Raw genomic sequence first — 20,610 nt, forward strand, 5'->3', positions numbered from 1 at the left:
ATTTTCCGTGAGCATTTGAATTTATTAAAAAATTCCGTTTCCCAATAATTTCTAATGCGTACTCTGGGATAAAAAAGCCGAACTCAATCGAGTTCGGCTTTAGTCTACAACCGCTATTGCAGTTATTATTTCACCAATGTCATTTCGTCTACGATATGTTTAGCACCTGAGAAATTCTCAATTACCCATAACACATAACGAATATCACAATTGATTGTTCTTTGTAATTTTTTGTCAAAGATAACGTCACCTGCCATAGCTTCAATGTTACCATCAAAAGCTAAACCGATTAATTCACCTTTACCATTTAATACTGGCGAACCTGAGTTACCCCCTGTAATATCATTATCTGATAAGAAATTTACGTGTAACGAACCATCTTTGTCAGCATAACGACCAAAGTCTTTGTTCTTGTTCATTTCAATAACGCGAGTTGGTAAGTCAAACTCAGCATCCCCTTTTTTGTATTTTTTTAACCTGACCCGCTAAAGTAGTGTAGTTGTTCACTACCGCATCATTACGCTTGTCAGCAGGTAATGCACGTACTTTACCATAGGTTAAACGTAAAGTAGAGTTAGCATCTGGATATTTTATATCTCCAATTTTAGAATCGCGTAATCCTTGTACTAATTTACGGAAAGCAGCACCAAAATCATTTTGAGCTTTAGCAATTGCATCTGATTTTGAAGCAAAGTGAGCTAACATATCATTTGATAATACATATAAAGCATCAGTAGTGAGTGCTTGTTCACTAGGATTTGCTAAGAAGGCTTGGATTTTTTCTTTTGAAGTAAATAAACTTGAATCGAAAGTTGTGTTTACATAAGCTGTAAAATCATTATGATTTGCTTTTGCTAATTCAGCCACTTTAGGAGCAATAGGATATCCAACTGATTTAGTAGCATATAATTTTAATTGCGCAGCTAAGATATCTTTTTCAGCAGGAATGTGTACTTCTTTGTACAATTCGTCAACCATTTCAGTAATAGCAGGAGCCATTTGCGCACGCTTAGCAGCATCAGCTTTTACATAATTTTCTAATTGTTTTCCTAAAGTTCTTCCAATAGTAGCAAAGTTAGAGGTACGGAACATCTGCATCATATAGTTATCATGACGTGATTTTTCGTTTGTCATTTTGTAGTAGTTATTAATTGTTTCTACTACGTTTCCGTATTGTTCTTTATTTTCTGGTTTATTGGCCCAAGTATTAAATTTAGCTTCTTGTGCTGCTTTAGTTTTAGCCGTACCAAATTTAGTTAACGCGTCAATCATCCCTTGACGGTTTTTCCAGTAGTTAGCAGTAGAAGCAAATTTAGAAGCATATATCAAGTTCAAAGCATCGCTTTGTTTCATATATTTCTTCATATTATCCATACCTGTTTTAGCTCCTTCTACCCAAGCAGGATAAGCAAATTTTACGTTTTGCTCAATTCCACCTGCTGGCATCCAACGGTTGGTACGCCCCGGATAACCTAAAATCATAGCAAAATCACCTTCTTTCACACCACCTAAATTAACTGGTAAATGGTGTTTAGGTTGTAAAGGCACATTGTTTTCAGAGTATTCTGCTGGATTTCCGTTAGCATCCCCATATACACGAAACATAGAGAAGTCAGCTGTATGACGAGGCCACTCCCAGTTATCAGTATCTCCACCAAATTTACCTAGACTTTCAGGAGGGGTACCTACTAAACGTACATCTTTGTAATCTTGGTAAACAAAGTAATAATATTCATTTCCTTGAAAAAAAGAACGCACTGAAACAACATACTTTCCTCCTTCATTATTCTCTTTTTCAATTTTAGCGATTTCTGCATTTATAGCTTTTTCACGATCTGCTTCTGTCATTTTATCATTTACGACAGAAAGGATTCTTTTAGTACAATCATCCATACGTACAAAGAAACGGACAAATAAACTAGAAGGTTTTAACTCTTCTTTTTTAGAACCTGCCCAAAAACCGTTTTTTAAGTGATTTTTTTCTGCAGTCGATAATTCAGCAATAGCATCATAACCGCAGTGATGATTAGTTAATACTAATCCTTCTTTAGAGATCATTTCTGCTGTACATCCTCCATTAAACTGAACGATAGCATTTTTTAAACTATTGTTATTGATACTGTAAATTTCTTCAGAAGTTAACTGAAGTCCCATTTTTGCATATCGCGGTGATTCAAACGTTCTATAAACATTAAAAACCACATTCCCTCATCCGCTTTTACACTTGCTGGCACAAGCATAATAACAGCAATTAGAGATAGAACTAATTTTTTCATAATACTAATTATAATCTTTTGCGTTGCGAATATAAAAGATATTTTAAGAATAAATCAATACAATCTTGAAATTAACATCTTTAAGTTTTAAAACAAATCAGGCTTGAGAAATTCTCAAGCCTGATTTTATAAAAATCATTTATATAATTTATTTCACTAATATTTTATAAACTGAACTTTCTGATTGGTATTTTTCTAAGTTAATATAATACATACCATTTTTCATATTTGCTGGTAAATAAATTTTCTTAGCTAGTCTATCAAATTTCAATTCAAAACGTTGTCCAATTGCATTGATTAAAGCAATCGTTTTAATATCGTCATAATTATCACAATCTAATGTTATTACCTCTTCACTTTGAGAAATGTAATTTGGATAAATTTTACAATCATGGTTGATATTTACATTTTGATTTAATCTAGATGTTTCTTGATACAGAGGACTATCTCCTCCATAACATGGAACGTAGATTCTTGTAACGTAAACTCTACCATCTTTCATTTTAATGGTAGAAGTTACATTCCCTCTACTTAAAATACAATTCATTAAAAATGTACTTCTACTTTCCATTATACCATCTGTTTCTCCAGGATAATATGTTCTAGTATAATTTTGATCTGGAAATCCCATTTGATTCCAACTCCAAGTTACTTCTGCAACATCTCTTCCCTTAACAATTTGTCCATCAGGGTATTTCCATAAAAACTGATGAAAACCAGGCCAAGCATAACTATAGTCATATACTAAGTTAGGTCTTTCTACTTTTTGCACTGTATATTCCTGAGAATGAGTTTCTATCCAAGCTCCAGATACGCATTGGTAACTAGCAACTAATTTTATTCTGTCTCCATTAGACCATTCGGATCCTTTTAATGTGTAAGTAGATCTACCGTATCCTTCATAAACTCTTGAACCATTTTTAGTCCAATAATAATAAAAGCTACCCGTTCCTCCTGTAAGATTTGCATTTAAAGAGGATTGATCTCCAGAGCCATATAATAAACGTAAACCTGAAATTGCAACTAAACTTGGTGAGGTAGTTTTTTCTACTACATAAGTTTGTGAAGATGTTTCAATCCAAGCTCCTGATACACACTGATAGCTAGCTACTAATCGTATCCTATCTCCATGAGACCATTCTGATGCTTTTAGTAGATAGGTATTTCTGCCGTATCCTTCGTAAACTCGTACATCATTTTTAGTCCAATAATAATAAAAATTAGCAGAGCCTCCTGTAAGATTAGCTCTTAAAGATAACTCTTCTGAATTACATAATGAGCGTAACCCTGTAATTGCAACTAAACTTGGTGAAGTATATTTCTCTACAGTGTATTCTTGTGAAGGGGTTTCTACCCAACTACCTGATACGCACTGATAACTTACTACTAACTTTAATTTATCTCCATTATTCCACTGACTGCCTTGTAAGGTATAATTAGAGTTTTCGTAACCCTCTGATACACGTGTACCATTTTTAGTCCAATAATAATAGAATTTTCCTGAACCGCCTGTTACATTTGCTGATAAAATTATAGAATCTGAATTACAAAATCCGCGTAAGCCGCTTACCGATACAACGCTTGGTGATACATTTTTAACTATTGAATATTCTTGTGAAAAAACATCTTTCCATGTCCCGTTAGCACATTGGTAGGTAACGACTGCTTTTAATTTATCGCCATGAGACCATTCATTCCATTTTAAGTTATATTGTAAGGCATCATCTGATGATACTTTTACTCCATTTTTAGTCCAATAGTAATATAAATTACCCGAACCTCCTGTTAAGTTCATTGATAACCCAATGGTTTCTGAGTCACATAATGGTTTTAAACCTGTAACGGTAACTAAACTTGGTGAACTCTTTTTATTAATGACCGCTTCTTGTGAATATAAATTTGACCAAGAACCGCCTATACGAGTTAAATAATCTACTTGTAATTTTAGTTTATCTCCATGAGACCAACCTGCATTATCTACTGTATAACTGGTCTTATCAAAACCTTCTGTTATTCGCTGACCATTTTTATACCATATATAGTATAAGCGATCTAATCCTAATCCTCCTGTCACTACTGGCGTAATCCTATAGGAGCTTTCACAATCACTCAATATCCCTAATCCTGACATAGAAACGGCTGTTGGGTAACTACGTTTATCTATTGTATATTCTGTAGTTAAAACATCTACCCAATTACCTGCTACACACTGATAGGCAATACCTACTCGCAGTTTATCCCCATTTGACCACTGAGTCCCTTGTAAGGTATATGTCGATCGATCATAACCTTCATAAACACGAACTCCATTTTTAGTCCAATAGTAGTAGTAACGACCTGTACCTCCTGTTTGTGTTAGGCTTAAGTTCAGACTTTCGCTATCTAAAAATGGTACTAAACCATTTACCGCTATAGAGCTTGGTGAAGTATATTTCTCTACAGTGTATTCTTGTGAAGGGGTTTCTACCCAACTACCTGATACGCACTGATAACTTACTACTAATTTTAATTTATCTCCATTATTCCACTGACTGCCTTGTAAGGTATAATTAGAGTTTTCGTAACCCTCTGATACACGTGTACCATTTTTAGTCCAATAATAATAGAATTTTCCTGAACCGCCTGTTACATTTGCTGATAAAATTATAGAATCTGAATTACAAAATCCGCGTAGGCCGCTTACTGATACAACGCTTGGTGATACATTTTTAACTATTGAATATTCTTGTGAAAAAACATCTTTCCATGTCCCGTTAGCACATTGGTAGGTAACGACTGCTTTTAATTTATCGCCATGAGACCATTCATTCCATTTTAAGTTATATTGTAAGGCATCATCTGATGATACTTTTACTCCATTTTTAGTCCAATAGTAATATAAATTACCCGAACCTCCTGTTAAGTTCATTGATAACCCAATGGTTTCTGAGTCACATAATGGTTTTAAACCTGTAACGGTAACTAAACTTGGTGAACTCTTTTTATTAATGACCGCTTCTTGTGAATATAAATTTGACCAAGAACCGCCTATACGAGTTAAATAATCTACTTGTAATTTTAGTTTATCTCCATGAGACCAACCTGCATTATCTACTGTATAACTGGTCTTATCAAAACCTTCTGTTATTCGCTGACCATTTTTATACCATATATAGTATAAGCGATCTAATCCTAATCCTCCTGTCACTACTGGCGTAATCCTATAGGAGCTTTCACAATCACTCAATATCCCTAATCCTGACATAGAAACGGCTGTTGGGTAACTACGTTTATCTATTGTATATTCTGTAGTTAAAACATCTACCCAATTACCTGCTACACACTGATAGGCAATACCTACTCGCAGTTTATCCCCATTTGACCACTGAGTCCCTTGTAAGGTATATGTCGATCGATCATAACCTTCATAAACACGAACTCCATTTTTAGTCCAATAGTAGTAGTAACGACCTGTACCTCCTGTTTGTGTTAGGCTTAAGTTCAGACTTTCGCTATCTAAAAATGGTACTAAACCATTTACCGCTATAGAGCTTGGTGAAGTATATTTCTCTACAGTGTATTCTTGTGAAGGGGTTTCTACCCAACTACCTGATACGCACTGATAACTTACTACTAATTTTAATTTATCTCCATTATTCCACTGACCGCCTTGTAAGGTATAATTAGAGTTTTCGTAACCCTCTGATACACGTGTACCATTTTTAGTCCAATAATAATAGAATTTTCCTGAACCGCCTGTTACATTTGCTGATAAAATTATAGAATCTGAATTACAAAATCCGCGTAGGCCGCTTACTGATACAACGCTTGGTGATACATTTTTAACTATTGAATATTCTTGTGAAAAAGTTTCTACCCAATTTCCTAATGCACATTGATATGATACTGATGCTTTTATACGATCATCATTTGACCATTCTCTAGGAATAATAGCAAAAGCTGACATATCTGTTCCTTCTACTAATTTAACTCCATTCTTAAACCATTTATAAATAAATGTTCCTGTACCTCCGGTAACATTCAAAATTAGAGGTAGGTTATCATCATTTGAACAGAAAGGACGTAAACCATTAATGATAATGTTTGAAGGCGACGTTTGTTTTTCAATTACTATTGAAGTTTCTTTTATAGTAGTAGGATCTAAATCTGAAAAGACCACTGATTTTAATACATCTCTATTATTTAGAGTGGTACCTGTAAAAGTAATATCAGAAGTAGTAACTGATTGACGTACGTTATTAAGATACCAAGTGTACTGATAATTAATAGCGGTATCACCTGTAATATTAACTAAATATTTATGACTATCACTCACGCATAATTTAGGATTATCAGATATTGCAATTGAAAAGTTAGGAACAAATTTATAATCAATATTGAATTTAATTTTTTGTCGAGCCTGCCCGCTTATAGCTACATACATAGCTTTATAACTTCCTGTGGTCTTTTTTTGATTAATTACAAAATCGTAGTTACCATTTTTTAAGATTGCATTGTTTAATACATTTTCATCTTCTGCAAAATTATTATCTCTATTAAAATCTATATAGAATTTTGGTTTACCAAAAATAGCAGAACCGTTACTATTGAGCTGAGTTGAACTAAATGTATACGTTTCTCCTGATTTTAATATACTATAATTAGAATTAGAAGACATATCATAATCAGAATAAGATTCATAATACCCCACAAAACGTTTATCATACATCTTTATACCAGAAGATTCTGTAATGAGTATTTGATTAAATCTTGTTTTAAAAAGCCCTATCTGAAGCGTTATTTCTTGTGATGCTAAACCAGATACGCCTATAATTTTTGACAAAACAGAATTACCAATAACAAAACATTCTGGCAACTGAAATTCATAATATCCATTTACTAAACTACTATTTAATAAAACATCTTCATCATTTTGTAAAATCCCATCTCCATTTATATCAATATAAAACTTGGGTTTACCAAATACTTGACTTCCGTCATTATTCATTTGAGTTGATACAAATTGATAAATCTGACCTGCTGTATAATTTACAACTGGAGCAACTGAAGATATATTGTAATTAGCATAGTCATTATAAGGAGTTTGAAAATTATAATTAAACATAGAAACACCACTAGAATCATTAATCTGAATGGAATTAAATTTTGTTTTAAGACCTAATTGTATTCTTAAAGTAATTTCTTGTTTAGCACTTCCTGAAATAGCCACATATTTAGCCAATATTGCATTACCATAACTGAGTGAAGATGGTAATTGAAAATTATAACCTCCGTTCTGAAAGTTACTATTTAAAAGGACGTCTTCATCTCTTTGTAATATTCCATCAGCATTTAAATCAATAAAAAATTTCGGTTTCCCATAAACAGTTGTTCCATCTCCATTTTGTTGAGTTGAAATAAACTTATATGTTTCTCCTACTTTATAAAAGCTATAAGTAGCTTCGCTAGATAGATCAAAATCTGAATATCCGGAATAGGCACCAACAAAACGTTTATCATATATTTTAATTCCTGAAGAATTAGTAATAGTAATCTGATCAAAACGGGTTTTTAACAACCCTACTTTAAATAAAATTTCTTGTTTTGAAGTACCTGCAATAGCTACATATTTAGCTAAAACAGAACTACCATTAATATAACATGGAGGTAACTGAAAATCATAACGACCAGCTATTAAACTACTATTTAATAATAGATCTTCTGAATTTTGTAAAATTCCATCTCCATTTAAATCAACAAAAAATTTTGGTTTATCATAGGATGTTGTTCCATCACTATTTATTTGATTAGGTAAAAATTGATATGTCTGACCTGTTGTATAAATAGCTACTGGAGCTACTGAACTGATATCATAATTAGCATATCCGCTATATGGGTTTGGAAAATTATATGTAAAAAGGGTTGTTCCTCCTGTTTCTTTTACTTCAATCTTTGTAAATTTTGTCTTAACTTCTAATTGTAATTTTAATAATATTTCTTGTTTAGCTCCACTAGACGATGCGTAAAAGAGAGCCTTAGTAGAAGTATTAACGGTTAAATTAGTTGGTAGTGTAAATTTATATCGTCCTGAAACCAATACTGATTTAAATAACACGTCTTCACTAGCAGCTAAGACACCATCATTGTTTAAATCAATAAAAAACTTAGGTTTATTAAAATTGTTTGTCCCATCATTATTGATTTGAGCAACTGAAAAATAGTAATCTACGCCTGACGTTAAGGCCATTTTAGAACTGGCTCCTAAGTCATAATCTTTATATTCGTTGTATGAATTAGTAAAGATTGTATTAACATTATCTTCAATTTTAAGAGTATTAAAACGTGTTTTCAAAACATTTCCATTCGGAATATTAGGTACAAAACCACTTGGTATAGCAAATAAGCCCCCCAATATCCCTACTACAAACTGACCTGCACTGGCTATAGCACCTCCCGCTGCTCCTGCTATTGCTACTAACGCTCCTCCTCCAGGACCTGGTTTAGGTGTATTATCATATGCTTCGTTTTCTTCTTGATTACATGATTTTACAAAGTCTGCTTCAGAACGTTTATAACAGGAACCTGTAGTTACAACTGCTTGATAAATACCCGAACTAGTACCTGTAGCAGTTAATGATTTACTATTCTGTTGAATAACTCCGTCTTTAACAAATTGAACACTTGCATTAGGGTTTGAAGATAATAAATTCTGAAGTACAGTTTGTTTACTAGGATCAGTAGCCTGAGCTGTTAATGTAAAAGAGCTCGTTCCTTTTGTTGGGCAAATTTCTGTAGTTGTTTCTAATAAGCTAATAGCTGGTATTTCTGAATTTGGCAAATCTATTTTATCCGAATTACTTGGTGTAGACTTTAGGCCCATAGACAACATTATCTTTTTTTCTGCAGATGATATTTCTATTGTACCTTCTTTTGTAATATTTAAATAACTATTTGTTGTAGTATTCTTTACAGCATAAAGTACATTTTTATTACTATCTCTTGTTAGATCAAAAAAATCAGCTTGATCAATTGTTGTACAAATCACAGAATTTCCAACGAATTTTAAAGCATAATTCTTATTAGACTTAGAAATAATTTTTCGATTAGCTGTATCATAATAAAAAGCGAAATCTCCTGGTAATAGTACAGTTGGATCTTGTTTATATTCTTCTACCGTTGGCTTAAAATTTGTTCCGTTATTATCATTATAACGTAAAAATTTTTTAAAGGTTTGATCTGATATTATAAAATAATTATTTTTTGAATTTTCTTTAACCTTTACAGCTGTATAGTCACTATTTTTTAAAGGCAACTCACTAAGAACGGTCTTGTCTGTAATAGTAGTTCCTGAAGCAGAAAATTTAGTCCATTCATAATCTGTAATATCTGGCGAAGGATTTTTAACTAAAACTTTAAAATTATCTTCACAATCAGGTTGGGTAAAATCTAATAATAGTTTCTTATCTGCAACTGTAAAGGCATAAGATAAAGTTTCCTTATTTGAATCTAAATTCCTGTTGTTTAAGTTATCTTTTACTGTAAAATAGAAAGTTCCAGGAAAGTTTATCTCAATTTTTTTACTTATGAAGTCTCCTTTACATTTTAATTCTTGCCCTCCTAATTGAATTTCTTTTCCATTATAATTTAAAAATAAATCAAATTTTTGAGGATAGTTATTTGAGTCTGTATCTTCTGCTTGAATATTTATATAAGCGGATTCAAATTGACCTGGAACTAGCTCTAGATCTGGAACATCAAAATCAACTGTAGGCATTGTAAATTTCCCAATTACTTCATATACTCTTGTAAATTTTCGAGAGGATTCTACTACCAAACCATCTGTATTGATAACTTTTATAAAAATTTCTACATCATATTGTCCTATTTCACTTAATCCTTTAGAAAAACATACATCTCCCAATAGACATAAAGAAGAATCTTTACTTAACTCATAATTATTCCCCGATTTTTTATTAGTTAAAACTGCTTTGACAAATTCTACGGTTTGAACTTTGTTATCTAATGGATTTGCTTGTTGCACAAAACCTATTTTAAATAAGTCTCCAACATTACCTTGTGTATTAGCTACATCCATATCTATATCAACATAAGGTAAAAAACCAGACATAACGATACTTAAAGGACAATTAAGCTGGTTTCTTTTTAAAGATTCTCCTTTAACAATAAGAGTATAATATCCTTTTGATAAGAATCCTGGAGAAATTTGTTCTACGGTATTAATCTTATCTATACCATTAGTAGCAGGACTTTTAGGGTTGTTAGCATCTAACAAATAAGGTAGATAAACGTCTCCTTGTTGAGATTGTAATGTCAGATCTAAATTAGCATTTAATCCAAATCCTGAATCTTCATCCATCCATGCTGCTGTAATTTTAGGTACATCTCCTCCAGGATAATATAATGGTATTTGATATATAATTTCAGAACTAGCTCTTAGTGTCTTTATATCTTGAATAACTAAAGCATTTTTAGCTGAATATCGAAATAATTCTTCACCATTACACTGTCCCCAACCAGACGTATAATCAGGACCTGGATCTCCTATATCTAATGCACTATTAATCAAAGAAGCTTTAATTGTTGTGGCTGTAGGATAGAAACCATTGTTTGCTTTATATTCTTCTGAAAATGCAGAAACAATTGAGCTAACTAGTGGCGTAGCAAATGATGTCCCTTCTGCCTTTTGAAAATTAAAATTAATAGTTTGTCCTTCCGCACAAATATCAGGTTTAATACGTCCATCCGTAGTAGGACCAATAGAAGTATATTCTGTTATAGCATAGTCTCCAGCATCATTTAACATACTTGTAGCACCTACAGTTATAAGATTTTTTCCTCCTGCATAAGAATTAATAGATCCTGTAATTTGTGAAGGTTTTGGATATAATACACCATTACTTCCATAAGGGATTTTAATCTTTTTCCCGTTTTGATCATCTACATAGATATCTGAACCTATTTGTATTTTTGAATCAATTTCTTCAGATCCTCTATGTCCATGATTTCCTGCTGCAAATAGCATTACTGCTTGATTATTATTCAGGTAAGCAAATTGGTTATACTCTTTTTCTTTATAGGATATATCTTTCAATCTATCACGATAATCATCTCCGTTAAAACCTCCACGCCAATAAGGTAATCCTTTTGAAATTGTCCATTGAAAAGGAGCTCCCCATGAACAATTAATAGTAAAAAATTTTGTAGGATCTTTTTTTAATTCATCTTTATAATCTCTTAAGGAACCTATTCCTCCACTAACGGAATACTGACCTATAATGTTATTACTAGTATTTTTACCAACAAAAACACCACGTTGAAACTTGGCAGGATCACCTCCCATCATAACAGCTGTAACATCCTCGGCATGTTCATCTATAGCATGAATACCTCCTATTTCACGAAAATTATCTTTAAAATTTTTAAAATAATCTCTTGCTATATCCGCAAAACCTCCTATCTCAGAAATAATTACGGAGCCAAAAGACTTAGCACCATTAATATATTTAGCTATTTGCTCATTTATATAATCGTGTCCTAATGCGTCAAATCGTGAAGCCTTATTAGCTTTTATTGTATTATTAACAAGTTCTTCATAAATTAATTTTCCATTAAGTGTATCCAAATTAGCTTTATTTGGACAATCTTTTATTAAATCGTATTCTTTTTGTATTTTTTTATCAAAGGCTTCTTTTTTAGTTTGAATTGAATTCCACAAAACATTTTGTTGTGGCATGAAAGGTCCAAAAAATCCTGTTTCTAAAGTATTTGTTTGAATTTGAGAAAAGGAGGACAGGTTAAACAGTAAAAAAAATAAAATTTTATGTCTCATATTTAATTACATGTTTTAATCCCTGAACCAATAACTACTCCTTGAAACTCCATTTCAGCACAACTTGTAAAATTGCCAAATGCTTGACTTACTTCAAATTTAAAAATTGCTGGATTGTTAATAGGTTGTGATAAATTAATAACTTTATCCATATTATCCGCAATCCAAGTAAATTCTCCATTATTTCCTGCTGGTATTGGAATAAAAACGGTGGGTGCACTAGCAAGACTATATGATATAGTAACTTTTGTAAAAATCCCATTTAGTCCTAAACGCCTAGGTTTATAAATTAACTTACTAACACTTGAGCATGTGTTACTCAAATAAAATTGTAGTGTGTTTGGTACTCCACTAATAGACCATTTAGAATGATAAGCTGAATTAACATCATCATCATAAGCATAATCTAAATTATTAGGAGCTTGAATAGATTCTGCTTCAACAGTAGAGGTGGCATATACCACAGGGATTTTTGACTGCGCTTGCAAAGACAGCCCAGTAAAAGGGAAAATAAAAATAATCGCATATAAATTAGGTTAAATTTAGTTTATTTTAGTTTTATGGGGATTAAAGTGAACATGAGGTTGATATAACATTACGCGCTTTTAAATCTTCTATTAATGCTTTATCAATTTCTACATATAAATTATTTTCTGGTGTATTTACAGGGGCATTTTTTACAGGAAACCCTTGTAAAAACATATAATAAGCTAATTGAACTACAGTAGTTGAGTATTCAATATGTGGGTTTATAGACGCATAACTACATTTATCTTTTATATAAGCCTTAACTTCAGGTTTTAATTTTGTACAAGCATCCGCCAAACTAGCAATTTGCTGCATTTGTAATGTTCGCTTAGCATTTTCAGTTTGGTCCATCCATTTAGTTTGTCTTAAATTTTCATTTAATCTGACTCCGTCAGAAGTGTACTGAGGTATATGAGGATTCTGAGCTATAGGAGATTTGTAATTAACAAAATCTTGAAGAAATTTTTGATTTACTGAAACATGAACTAATTCATGTAAAAGAGTCCCTGCACTATTTTTAGAGTAACCAATAAGATAATTTTTAGGTAAGCCTATTTCAGCATCGTATTTACAAATTGTAGAACCTCCTTGTCTAGTATCTTCTCTGTTTAATGAAGTAACTAATTTAATATCTCGTAGTGCATCTCGAATTGCAATAGCAAGATGAGGATTTGAAACTACAAAACTATGGCTTTTTAAAATTTGTATATCCCGCTGAACTTCAGGATCAAAACTACTCTTTTGATATACATTTTTAAATGCAAAAAGAGAAAAAACGGTCCCTAAAAGTAGGGGGATAGTAGGTTTAGGTAAAATTTGATTCATTTTATATTTTTTTTAACATAATACTATAAAGTTACAATTCACATAAAATATGTATAAAAAAAAATTGTAGAATATTTTCTACAATTTTTTATATTTTAAACTTTTTTTTAATTAAATAGCTTTTTTATTCATTATTTAATTTTTAGCAAATATATTATAAACTAAATTACCTCCTTCATATGGAAAACCTGTAATTCTGGGTGGGTTTGACTGATAATCAATACATTTTAAACCAGGATTAACACCATTATTATAATATCCTGTATCACGAGTAACTACGATCATATGTCCGCTCCCTCCTTGACGAGTATAAGCTAGTCCTGCACTTTGTCCATTCGGTAAAGTTGAAAGAAGACAATAAGCTGTAGCTTCATCTAAATCTGTAATACAGCGTACACTAACTCCAGCATTTCTAAACAAATCAATAATTTCATCTATTTGAGCCGTATCTTGCTGCATAATTCCTGTTGATGCTACTAAATCTGTAACGGTTGTATTTAACAATGCTGCTGTAGAACAGTAATAACAATTTTCAGTTAAACAATGGCTATTAGTTGATTTTATAGGATCCATAACAGGATAAAAACCATTTTGTGCAAAAGCAAAAAAGGAGAAAAATAAAAAATATAAAGTAAAAATATTTTTTTTCATAAAATTACATGGGAGTAAAAAGTTAAAAAATAACACAACGCTCTTGCCTTCTATCGTTAATCTCTCTTCTAATTTGAGCTTTTAATCGTATATCATCTAATCTGTCAAATTCTTCAACAGCTTTTTTTTTGTTGTTCAGTTAATTTAGGTTTAGTACATTCAGGACAAACAAAAGCATATAATGACTCTCCACTACGTAACTGATGTTCTAAAACTGGATTTTGCCCTTTAGTTCTTGTAACTAATTCTTTCATCCAATCAGCAGCTGGAAGGCAAATGATATCTTCATCTAAAGGATCAACTCCTCTAAATTGCTTATGAGTGGGATCTAGTATGTATTCTTTTCCTTTAAAAATTATGGTTACAGCAGTATGATTATACGATTCATATTGTGGATAATGCCATTTCCAATAAGCAAAAGTGGCTCCACTACCTACTGAAAAACCCTTAGAAGACAGTACCGATTTAACACGTATAGCATCAGCACATGATCCTCCACTACTTGATATAAATTCCTTAATAGCATCTTTTGCTCTATCTATATATTCTCTTAATTCCTCTTTTTGTTGATTCGTTTGAAAAGCAGAAGATATAATAGCAAAACGACTACAAGGATCTTGTGAAAATCCACTTATAAAAAACAGAAGTACTATATAAAATCTCATAAGTTTAAAAAATTAAAAATTATTATCTCCTAGTAACGTTGTATTCCATCTTTTAATCATATCATAACGAGTTGATGCGTCAAAAGGAGTAGAGCTTCTTAACATATTATATACATCTGTTTCAACTGACTTAAAACGAGATGCCTCACAAGTCATAATAATAATTTTAGTTAATGCGGAAGATAACGCAGAGGAAACTACCGCCCCTTTAAAACCACTAATAGTCCTAACTAGGGTTTCCAATTCAGCCTTATTAATGATAGGTAGTGAAGAAGCACAACCTAAACTTCTATAAGAACCATCTACTGAAAGAGTAACACTATTAAGGCCTTTTAACTCTATATTAGGAAAAGGTTCTATATTAAATAAATAATCTTTTCCATCTCCTCCCTTAAATCCTACAACGTATAATGAAGCATTTGGGGCAGGAATACAGGCTCTACTTTCAAAAGCTGCATTAAGATACAAAAGACAAGTAGCCTCATTAATTTTAATATTAACCTTTAATACGTTAGCAATATTAGCATTTCCTCTAAAAGCATCTCTTATACTTTGGATATTAGAAGAATAAGCGGTTGGTTCTAGATTTAAATCAAAGACTCCTAAAACTCTAGTCTTTTTTACATCTGATCTATCTATTTGATAAATCTTTTTTCTACTAATTTCTTTTTTTTCAATAATATTAGAAAATACAAAAGGCAAACAGACCAGTAATAAAGTTTTTAACATATGCACAAATTTTATTTGATTAACAAGGTAAAAGTAAACAAAAAGTTTTTTTAATTATATACAAAAACTAAAAAACCACAAAGTAACTAACTGATTATCTATTAGTTTCCAACAATAATAGAAATCATTCTAACCAGTCATCAATAATCTTTTTTACACTTATCATTTTTTAGATCATTAAAATTATCTACTGTACTCTTATAATTATATTAAAAACACTTACTTTACATGATAATTCCGTTATTTTCTTTTTTTAAGTTTAGAGGATATTTGAATTCATTATTACTCAACTTTTATATTTTATTTTCTTTGATGTATCGAATATTTTCAACTTAAGAATATAAAAACAATAACTTTTATACTCCTAATTAGTACAAAATAAAACGTATTAAATTCTATAGAATATACTTCTTTCTAACTTTTATTATTAAAAGAACTTTTAAAATATTTCAATAAATACAAATATTATGAAAACTATATTTTCTAAATTGGACGTTTAGAAAATTAAACATACTTTAAAAAATATTTTAATTCAATTATAAATAAAGATGAAAAAAATCTTATGGATTTATTTAGCTGCTTTTTCAGCGCAAGCACAGGAATATAAAAAACCCTTAATCGAAGCAATTAAAGAAAAAGACCTTCGAACGGATATGTATCAACTAGCAGGAGATCAATTTTTAGGACGAGAAGCAGGCACATTAGACGAACTAAAAGTATCCACTTGGTTTACAAATAAAATGAAGGAAACGGGTATGCAACCCGCAGGTGAATTTGGTACTTATTATCAATTCTTCGATATGTACCGCCATCAAATAAGCCCTAATAGTTACATAAAAATAGGCGATAAAAACCTAAAGCTTTGGAAAGATATTTTAGTCGCTGATGTAGTAAATGCAGATCTAAAAACTACTATTATCTATGTAGGAAAGGCGGAACCAAATGAATTAGCTTCAAAAAACATAGAAGGAAAAATAGTTGCAATTGAAATTTCAGACGCGAACATTCAAAAAGAAATGACACTTTTTGAACGTCGTTATCCCGGTTTCATCAAAACAAAATATTATAATGAAGTAAAAAAGCTAGGAGGTAAAGGAATTATTTTCATTACAGATGATATTTCAGAAAAAAGTTGGCCAGAAGTACTCCCTCAAATGACAAGAGGTATTTATGGAATAGAGGGTTTACGCGATAAAGTTGAAAACACTTTACCTTTATTTTGGATAAAAAGATCTAATAAGGAATGGTTAATTAAAAATCCAGAAATTGAGATTCGTTTAGAAACTGAAACTTACCAATATCCATCTGTAAACTTAATAGGAAAAATAGAAGGCACAGATCCTAAACTTAAGGAAGAATATGTTTTAATCAGTGGACATCAAGATCATGACGGAATTCGACACGTGGTGATGAATGATAGTATTTACAATGGTGCTGATGATAATGCCAGTACTTGTGTTGCAATGCTTGCAATGGCCAGAGCATATCAAAAACAACCTTCAAAACGTAGTATATTATTTGTCTTTCATGGAGCAGAAGAGCGTGGATTATTAGGTTCTCGCTATCATACACAACATTTAGTGGTACCTAAAGAAAAAATAGTAGCTGTTTTAAATGGTGATATGATCGGACGTAATAATTTAGAAGAAGCAGCCTTACTAGGAGGAGAAAACCCTCATAAAAATTCAGATGATTTAGTTCGAATGGCAATTGATGCCAATAACGAAAGTACTCAGTTTAAATTTTTAAAAGATTGGGATTTACCTGAACATCCTGAATATTTTTACTTTAGAAGTGACCATGCTCCTTATGCAAGAATAGGTATTCCTGCGGTTTTTTTCACTTCTGTTTTACATCATCAATATCATACACCACAAGATGAATCAGAAAATATTAATTTTAAAAAACTTCATAAAATGACTGAATGGATGTATCGAACTTCTTGGAAAGTAGCTAATGAAGCAAAAAGACCAAGTTTACTCCCTAATTTTAAACTAGAAAGGTAAGTATAAAAAAGAGGTAATTGAAATTTTCAGCTACCTCTTTTTAATCTTAATACTGTCTTATCTTGAAATAACGATACAAAATGTAATTGTGATGAAAAACACTCAAGAATCAGATTATGTAAAGCGAACCCAAAAAGACTACACAACGTCTTTTAAATTACAAGTAGTTCAAGAAATAGAAAAAAGTAAAATTTCTATTACTCAATCACGTAAATAGTATGACATTCAAAGTAATCCTACAGTTTGAGGTTGGTTAAGAAAATTTAGTAATCTTGATTAGAAAAATCAAACACCACTCAATATGCGAAAATCACCAGAGCAAAAATAATAGAACTTGAGGCTAAAGTTAAATTATTAGAAAAGTAGAAAGCTTTTGTAGAAGAAAAAGCTTTCATTTTTGATATGATGATGAATATAGTTGAAAAAGAATATCAAATTAATATGCGAAAAATTCATCACCCGAACAATCGAACACTTTAAAGAACAACAAAAACAAACAGTAATCTTTTATTATGAAAAAAGACCACATAGTCTAATCATATACTTACACCAAATTAAATATATGAGCAGTTTGAACTTAAAATAAAAACTTATAAAAATAAAAAGAGGCTGTCCAAAAAGTCCGCAATCTTGTCATTTTGACCAAGGGGAGAAATCACATAGTACTGACTATGAAAATCCTCCTTCCGTCGGAGTGACAAACTGTGTGTTGATTTTTTACTTTTAGGACAGCCTCTTTAATTTATCTATTTCTGTTTAATAATCTGTATTGATTATTTAGGAACAGTCATAATATTTTTTACCGTTTCATTATCTTCTTAATAACCTCTTGATTATCAAACTTTAACACTACAAAATAAACTCCTGTTGTTAAAAAAGACATGTCATATTTTTCTTCTATTTCTACTTGCGTATCGTTTACTTCATAAACCATTCTACCTACTCTATCAATAATTTGAATAGCACAAGAAGATGGTGCTTTTTCAAATCTGACATTTAATATATCATCAAGAGGAACTGGATGAATACTAAAATCTTTTTTTACTTGAGGATCAACTACAACTACTGGAACTGAGTCAAAAACATTTTTAACAAACTGACTTGATATTACATCATAATAACTTTTCATAACAAGAGCTTGTCCTTCTGTAAACATATACATACAAGCATCATCTACATAATCCATATAATTCATAGTTAACGCTTTCTGATTTGGCACACATCCTGGAATTGAGCCTACTTTAGGACAACCAGAGCTTGATATAGCAATTTTTGGGGTATCTGCTATACCATCATCATCATCTCCACAACCATCATTATTTGCAAAAGTATGCTTCAAATTAAAGAAATGTCCTAATTCATGTGTTAATGTTCTACCTAAATTAAATCTTGTTGCAGGCTTATATCCGGGACAACCTGCTCCACTACCAAAGCAATAGGTATTAATTACTACGGTATGTCCTTGTGAAGGTTTTCCTCCTAAAGGGGAATGTCCTAACTCATCAGAACCAAGATCACGAATCACAAAATTCATATAACCCTTCCATGTTAAATCAGAATCAGTTCCTCCTAAAAAATTCGTTCCAAAAGTGATAGCAGGCATACCATCTATTAAACCTGTTACTTTTGGGTGATTTTTTGTAGCCAAAATAAATTGAACATTCATTTTGCCACTAAAAATATTAGGATATAGACTTGTGTTTTCATTCCATTTAGAAATATCTTTATTAGTTGCATTATAATCCGCATTTAATATATCTAATTGGCTTTGTACTAAATCTAATATACATTTTTTATCTTGTTCAGTAGCCGAAGTTAACATGGGAAAGTGAACAGCAACGGGTATTTTTATGGGATCAGCCAGCTTACTTAATTCTGCTTTTTCCGTTGTATTTTTTAAAAGCCTCTTCTGAAATTTTTCTTGTAAATCATAATGAATGGCTCTATTTTTTGAGTCTTTTAAATATTTGTCCATATAGGACTGCATACCACATTCTCTATTCTGTGCAAATCCTAAAACGGAAACCAATAAAAACAACTTAAAACTTATCTTCATCACTTAAATAATATATGTTAATTTTTTTAAAAAAATCTAATCTGCCGTATTAAGCATTTGCCATAATTTATCTTTTAGCTCAATTATTCCTTGTTGGGCTACAGAAGAAATAAACAAATATTGAATACCTTTTAAATCCTGATCTAATTGCTGTTTCATTTCTGACCTTAACTCATCATCTAACATATCTGATTTAGATATAACTACTAAGCGATCCTTATCTAAAAGTTCTGGATTATACCTACGTAATTCATCAATCAACACATCATATTGTGCTCTAATATCATCTGCATCAACTGGAATTAAAAATAGTAAAGTAGAATTACGTTCAATATGGCGTAAAAAATAATGTCCTAAGCCACGACCTTCTGCTGCTCCTTCTATAATTCCTGGAATATCAGCAATAACAAAAGATTGAAAATTACGATATGCTACAATTCCTAAATTAGGTTTTAATGTTGTAAAAGGATAATCTGCTATCTTAGGTTTAGCAGAAGTTAACACAGACAATAATGTAGACTTTCCAGCATTAGGAAACCCTACTAGACCTACATCTGCTAAAACTTTTAATTCTAGAATAACATCAATCTCATTACCTGGCATTCCTGGTTGAGCATATCTAGGTGTCTGATTCGTTGCGCTTCTAAAATGCCAGTTACCTAACCCTCCTTTTCCTCCTTTTACTAAAATTTCTTTTTGTCCATCTTCTGTAATTTCAAATAATACTTCATCTGTATCTTTATCTTTTACAACAGTTCCTAAAGGTACTTCTACAAATTTATCTTCCCCATCATGTCCTGTGGAACGAGAAGAACCACCATCTCCTCCATGACCTGCTTTAACATGTCTTAGAAACTTTAAATGAAATAATGTCCATAGATTCTTATTACCTACTAATATAACATGTCCTCCTCGACCACCGTCACCTCCATCAGGTCCTCCTTTTTCAATAAATTTCTCCCTATGTAAGTGAGAAGATCCTTTACCTCCTTTACCTGAAGCTGCATATATTTTTACATAATCTACAAAATTCCCTTCTGTCATA

The 20,610-nt window shown here is 31.5% G+C and carries 10 protein-coding genes and 1 pseudogene; 2 read left to right on the forward strand and 9 right to left on the reverse strand.

The features are described 5' to 3' along the window. Positions 1–125: 125 nt before the first annotated feature. The 7 genes and pseudogenes from JJC03_RS01045 to JJC03_RS01075 all read right to left on the reverse strand — a co-directional run bounded on the left by JJC03_RS01045 (position 126) and on the right by JJC03_RS01075 (position 15,503). A pseudogene (locus JJC03_RS01045) lies at positions 126–2,276 on the reverse strand (S46 family peptidase). 148 nt (positions 2,277–2,424) lie between these two features. Continuing rightward, positions 2,425–12,105 (reverse strand): S8 family serine peptidase, encoded by a 9,681-nt coding sequence (locus JJC03_RS01050; protein WP_235873830.1) that lies wholly within the window; start codon positions 12,103–12,105, stop codon positions 2,425–2,427. Positions 12,106–12,107: 2 nt separating this feature from the next. Beyond that, positions 12,108–12,593 carry a hypothetical protein gene (locus JJC03_RS01055; RefSeq protein ID WP_235873831.1) on the reverse strand — a complete coding sequence of 162 codons (486 nt, stop codon included), beginning with the start codon at positions 12,591–12,593 and terminating at the stop codon, positions 12,108–12,110. Positions 12,594–12,672: 79 nt separating this feature from the next. Then, positions 12,673–13,458: a hypothetical protein gene (locus JJC03_RS01060; protein WP_088398894.1), complete on the reverse strand. Its 786-nt coding sequence runs from the start codon at positions 13,456–13,458 to the stop codon at positions 12,673–12,675. Between the two features lie 135 nt (positions 13,459–13,593). Then, complete coding sequence (locus tag JJC03_RS01065) at positions 13,594–14,109, reverse strand: hypothetical protein (protein ID WP_103715482.1); 516 nt, start codon at positions 14,107–14,109, stop codon at positions 13,594–13,596. A gap of 113 nt (positions 14,110–14,222) precedes the next feature. After that, positions 14,223–14,774, reverse strand: coding sequence for a hypothetical protein (locus JJC03_RS01070; protein ID WP_235873832.1), 552 nt, complete (start codon positions 14,772–14,774; stop codon positions 14,223–14,225). A gap of 12 nt (positions 14,775–14,786) precedes the next feature. Then, on the reverse strand, positions 14,787–15,503 hold the full coding sequence (locus tag JJC03_RS01075) for a ribosome-inactivating family protein (RefSeq protein WP_235873833.1): 717 nt from the start codon (positions 15,501–15,503) through the stop codon (positions 14,787–14,789). Between the two features lie 548 nt (positions 15,504–16,051). Between JJC03_RS01075 and JJC03_RS01080 the strand changes: the two genes are divergently transcribed. Together JJC03_RS01080 and JJC03_RS17085 are read left to right on the forward strand one after the other, a co-directional pair. Then, the gene (locus JJC03_RS01080; protein WP_088445023.1) at positions 16,052–17,509 is read left to right on the forward strand and encodes a M28 family metallopeptidase; all 1,458 of its coding nucleotides are present in this window, start codon (positions 16,052–16,054) and stop codon (positions 17,507–17,509) included. Between the two features lie 91 nt (positions 17,510–17,600). After that, on the forward strand, positions 17,601–17,726 hold the full coding sequence (locus JJC03_RS17085; protein ID WP_258932053.1) for a hypothetical protein: 126 nt from the start codon (positions 17,601–17,603) through the stop codon (positions 17,724–17,726). Positions 17,727–18,308: 582 nt separating this feature from the next. Here the strand turns inward: JJC03_RS17085 and JJC03_RS01085 are convergent. Both JJC03_RS01085 and obgE read right to left on the reverse strand, forming a co-directional pair. After that, positions 18,309–19,565 carry a M43 family zinc metalloprotease gene (locus JJC03_RS01085; protein ID WP_088400252.1) on the reverse strand — a complete coding sequence of 419 codons (1,257 nt, stop codon included), beginning with the start codon at positions 19,563–19,565 and terminating at the stop codon, positions 18,309–18,311. A gap of 36 nt (positions 19,566–19,601) precedes the next feature. After that, positions 19,602–20,609, reverse strand: a complete 1,008-nt coding sequence (gene obgE, locus JJC03_RS01090) for a GTPase ObgE (RefSeq protein ID WP_088400250.1) — start codon at positions 20,607–20,609, stop codon at positions 19,602–19,604. Position 20,610: the final 1 nt, after the last annotated feature.

Source organism: Flavobacterium oreochromis, assembly GCF_019565455.1.
Taxonomy (GTDB): domain Bacteria; phylum Bacteroidota; class Bacteroidia; order Flavobacteriales; family Flavobacteriaceae; genus Flavobacterium; species Flavobacterium oreochromis.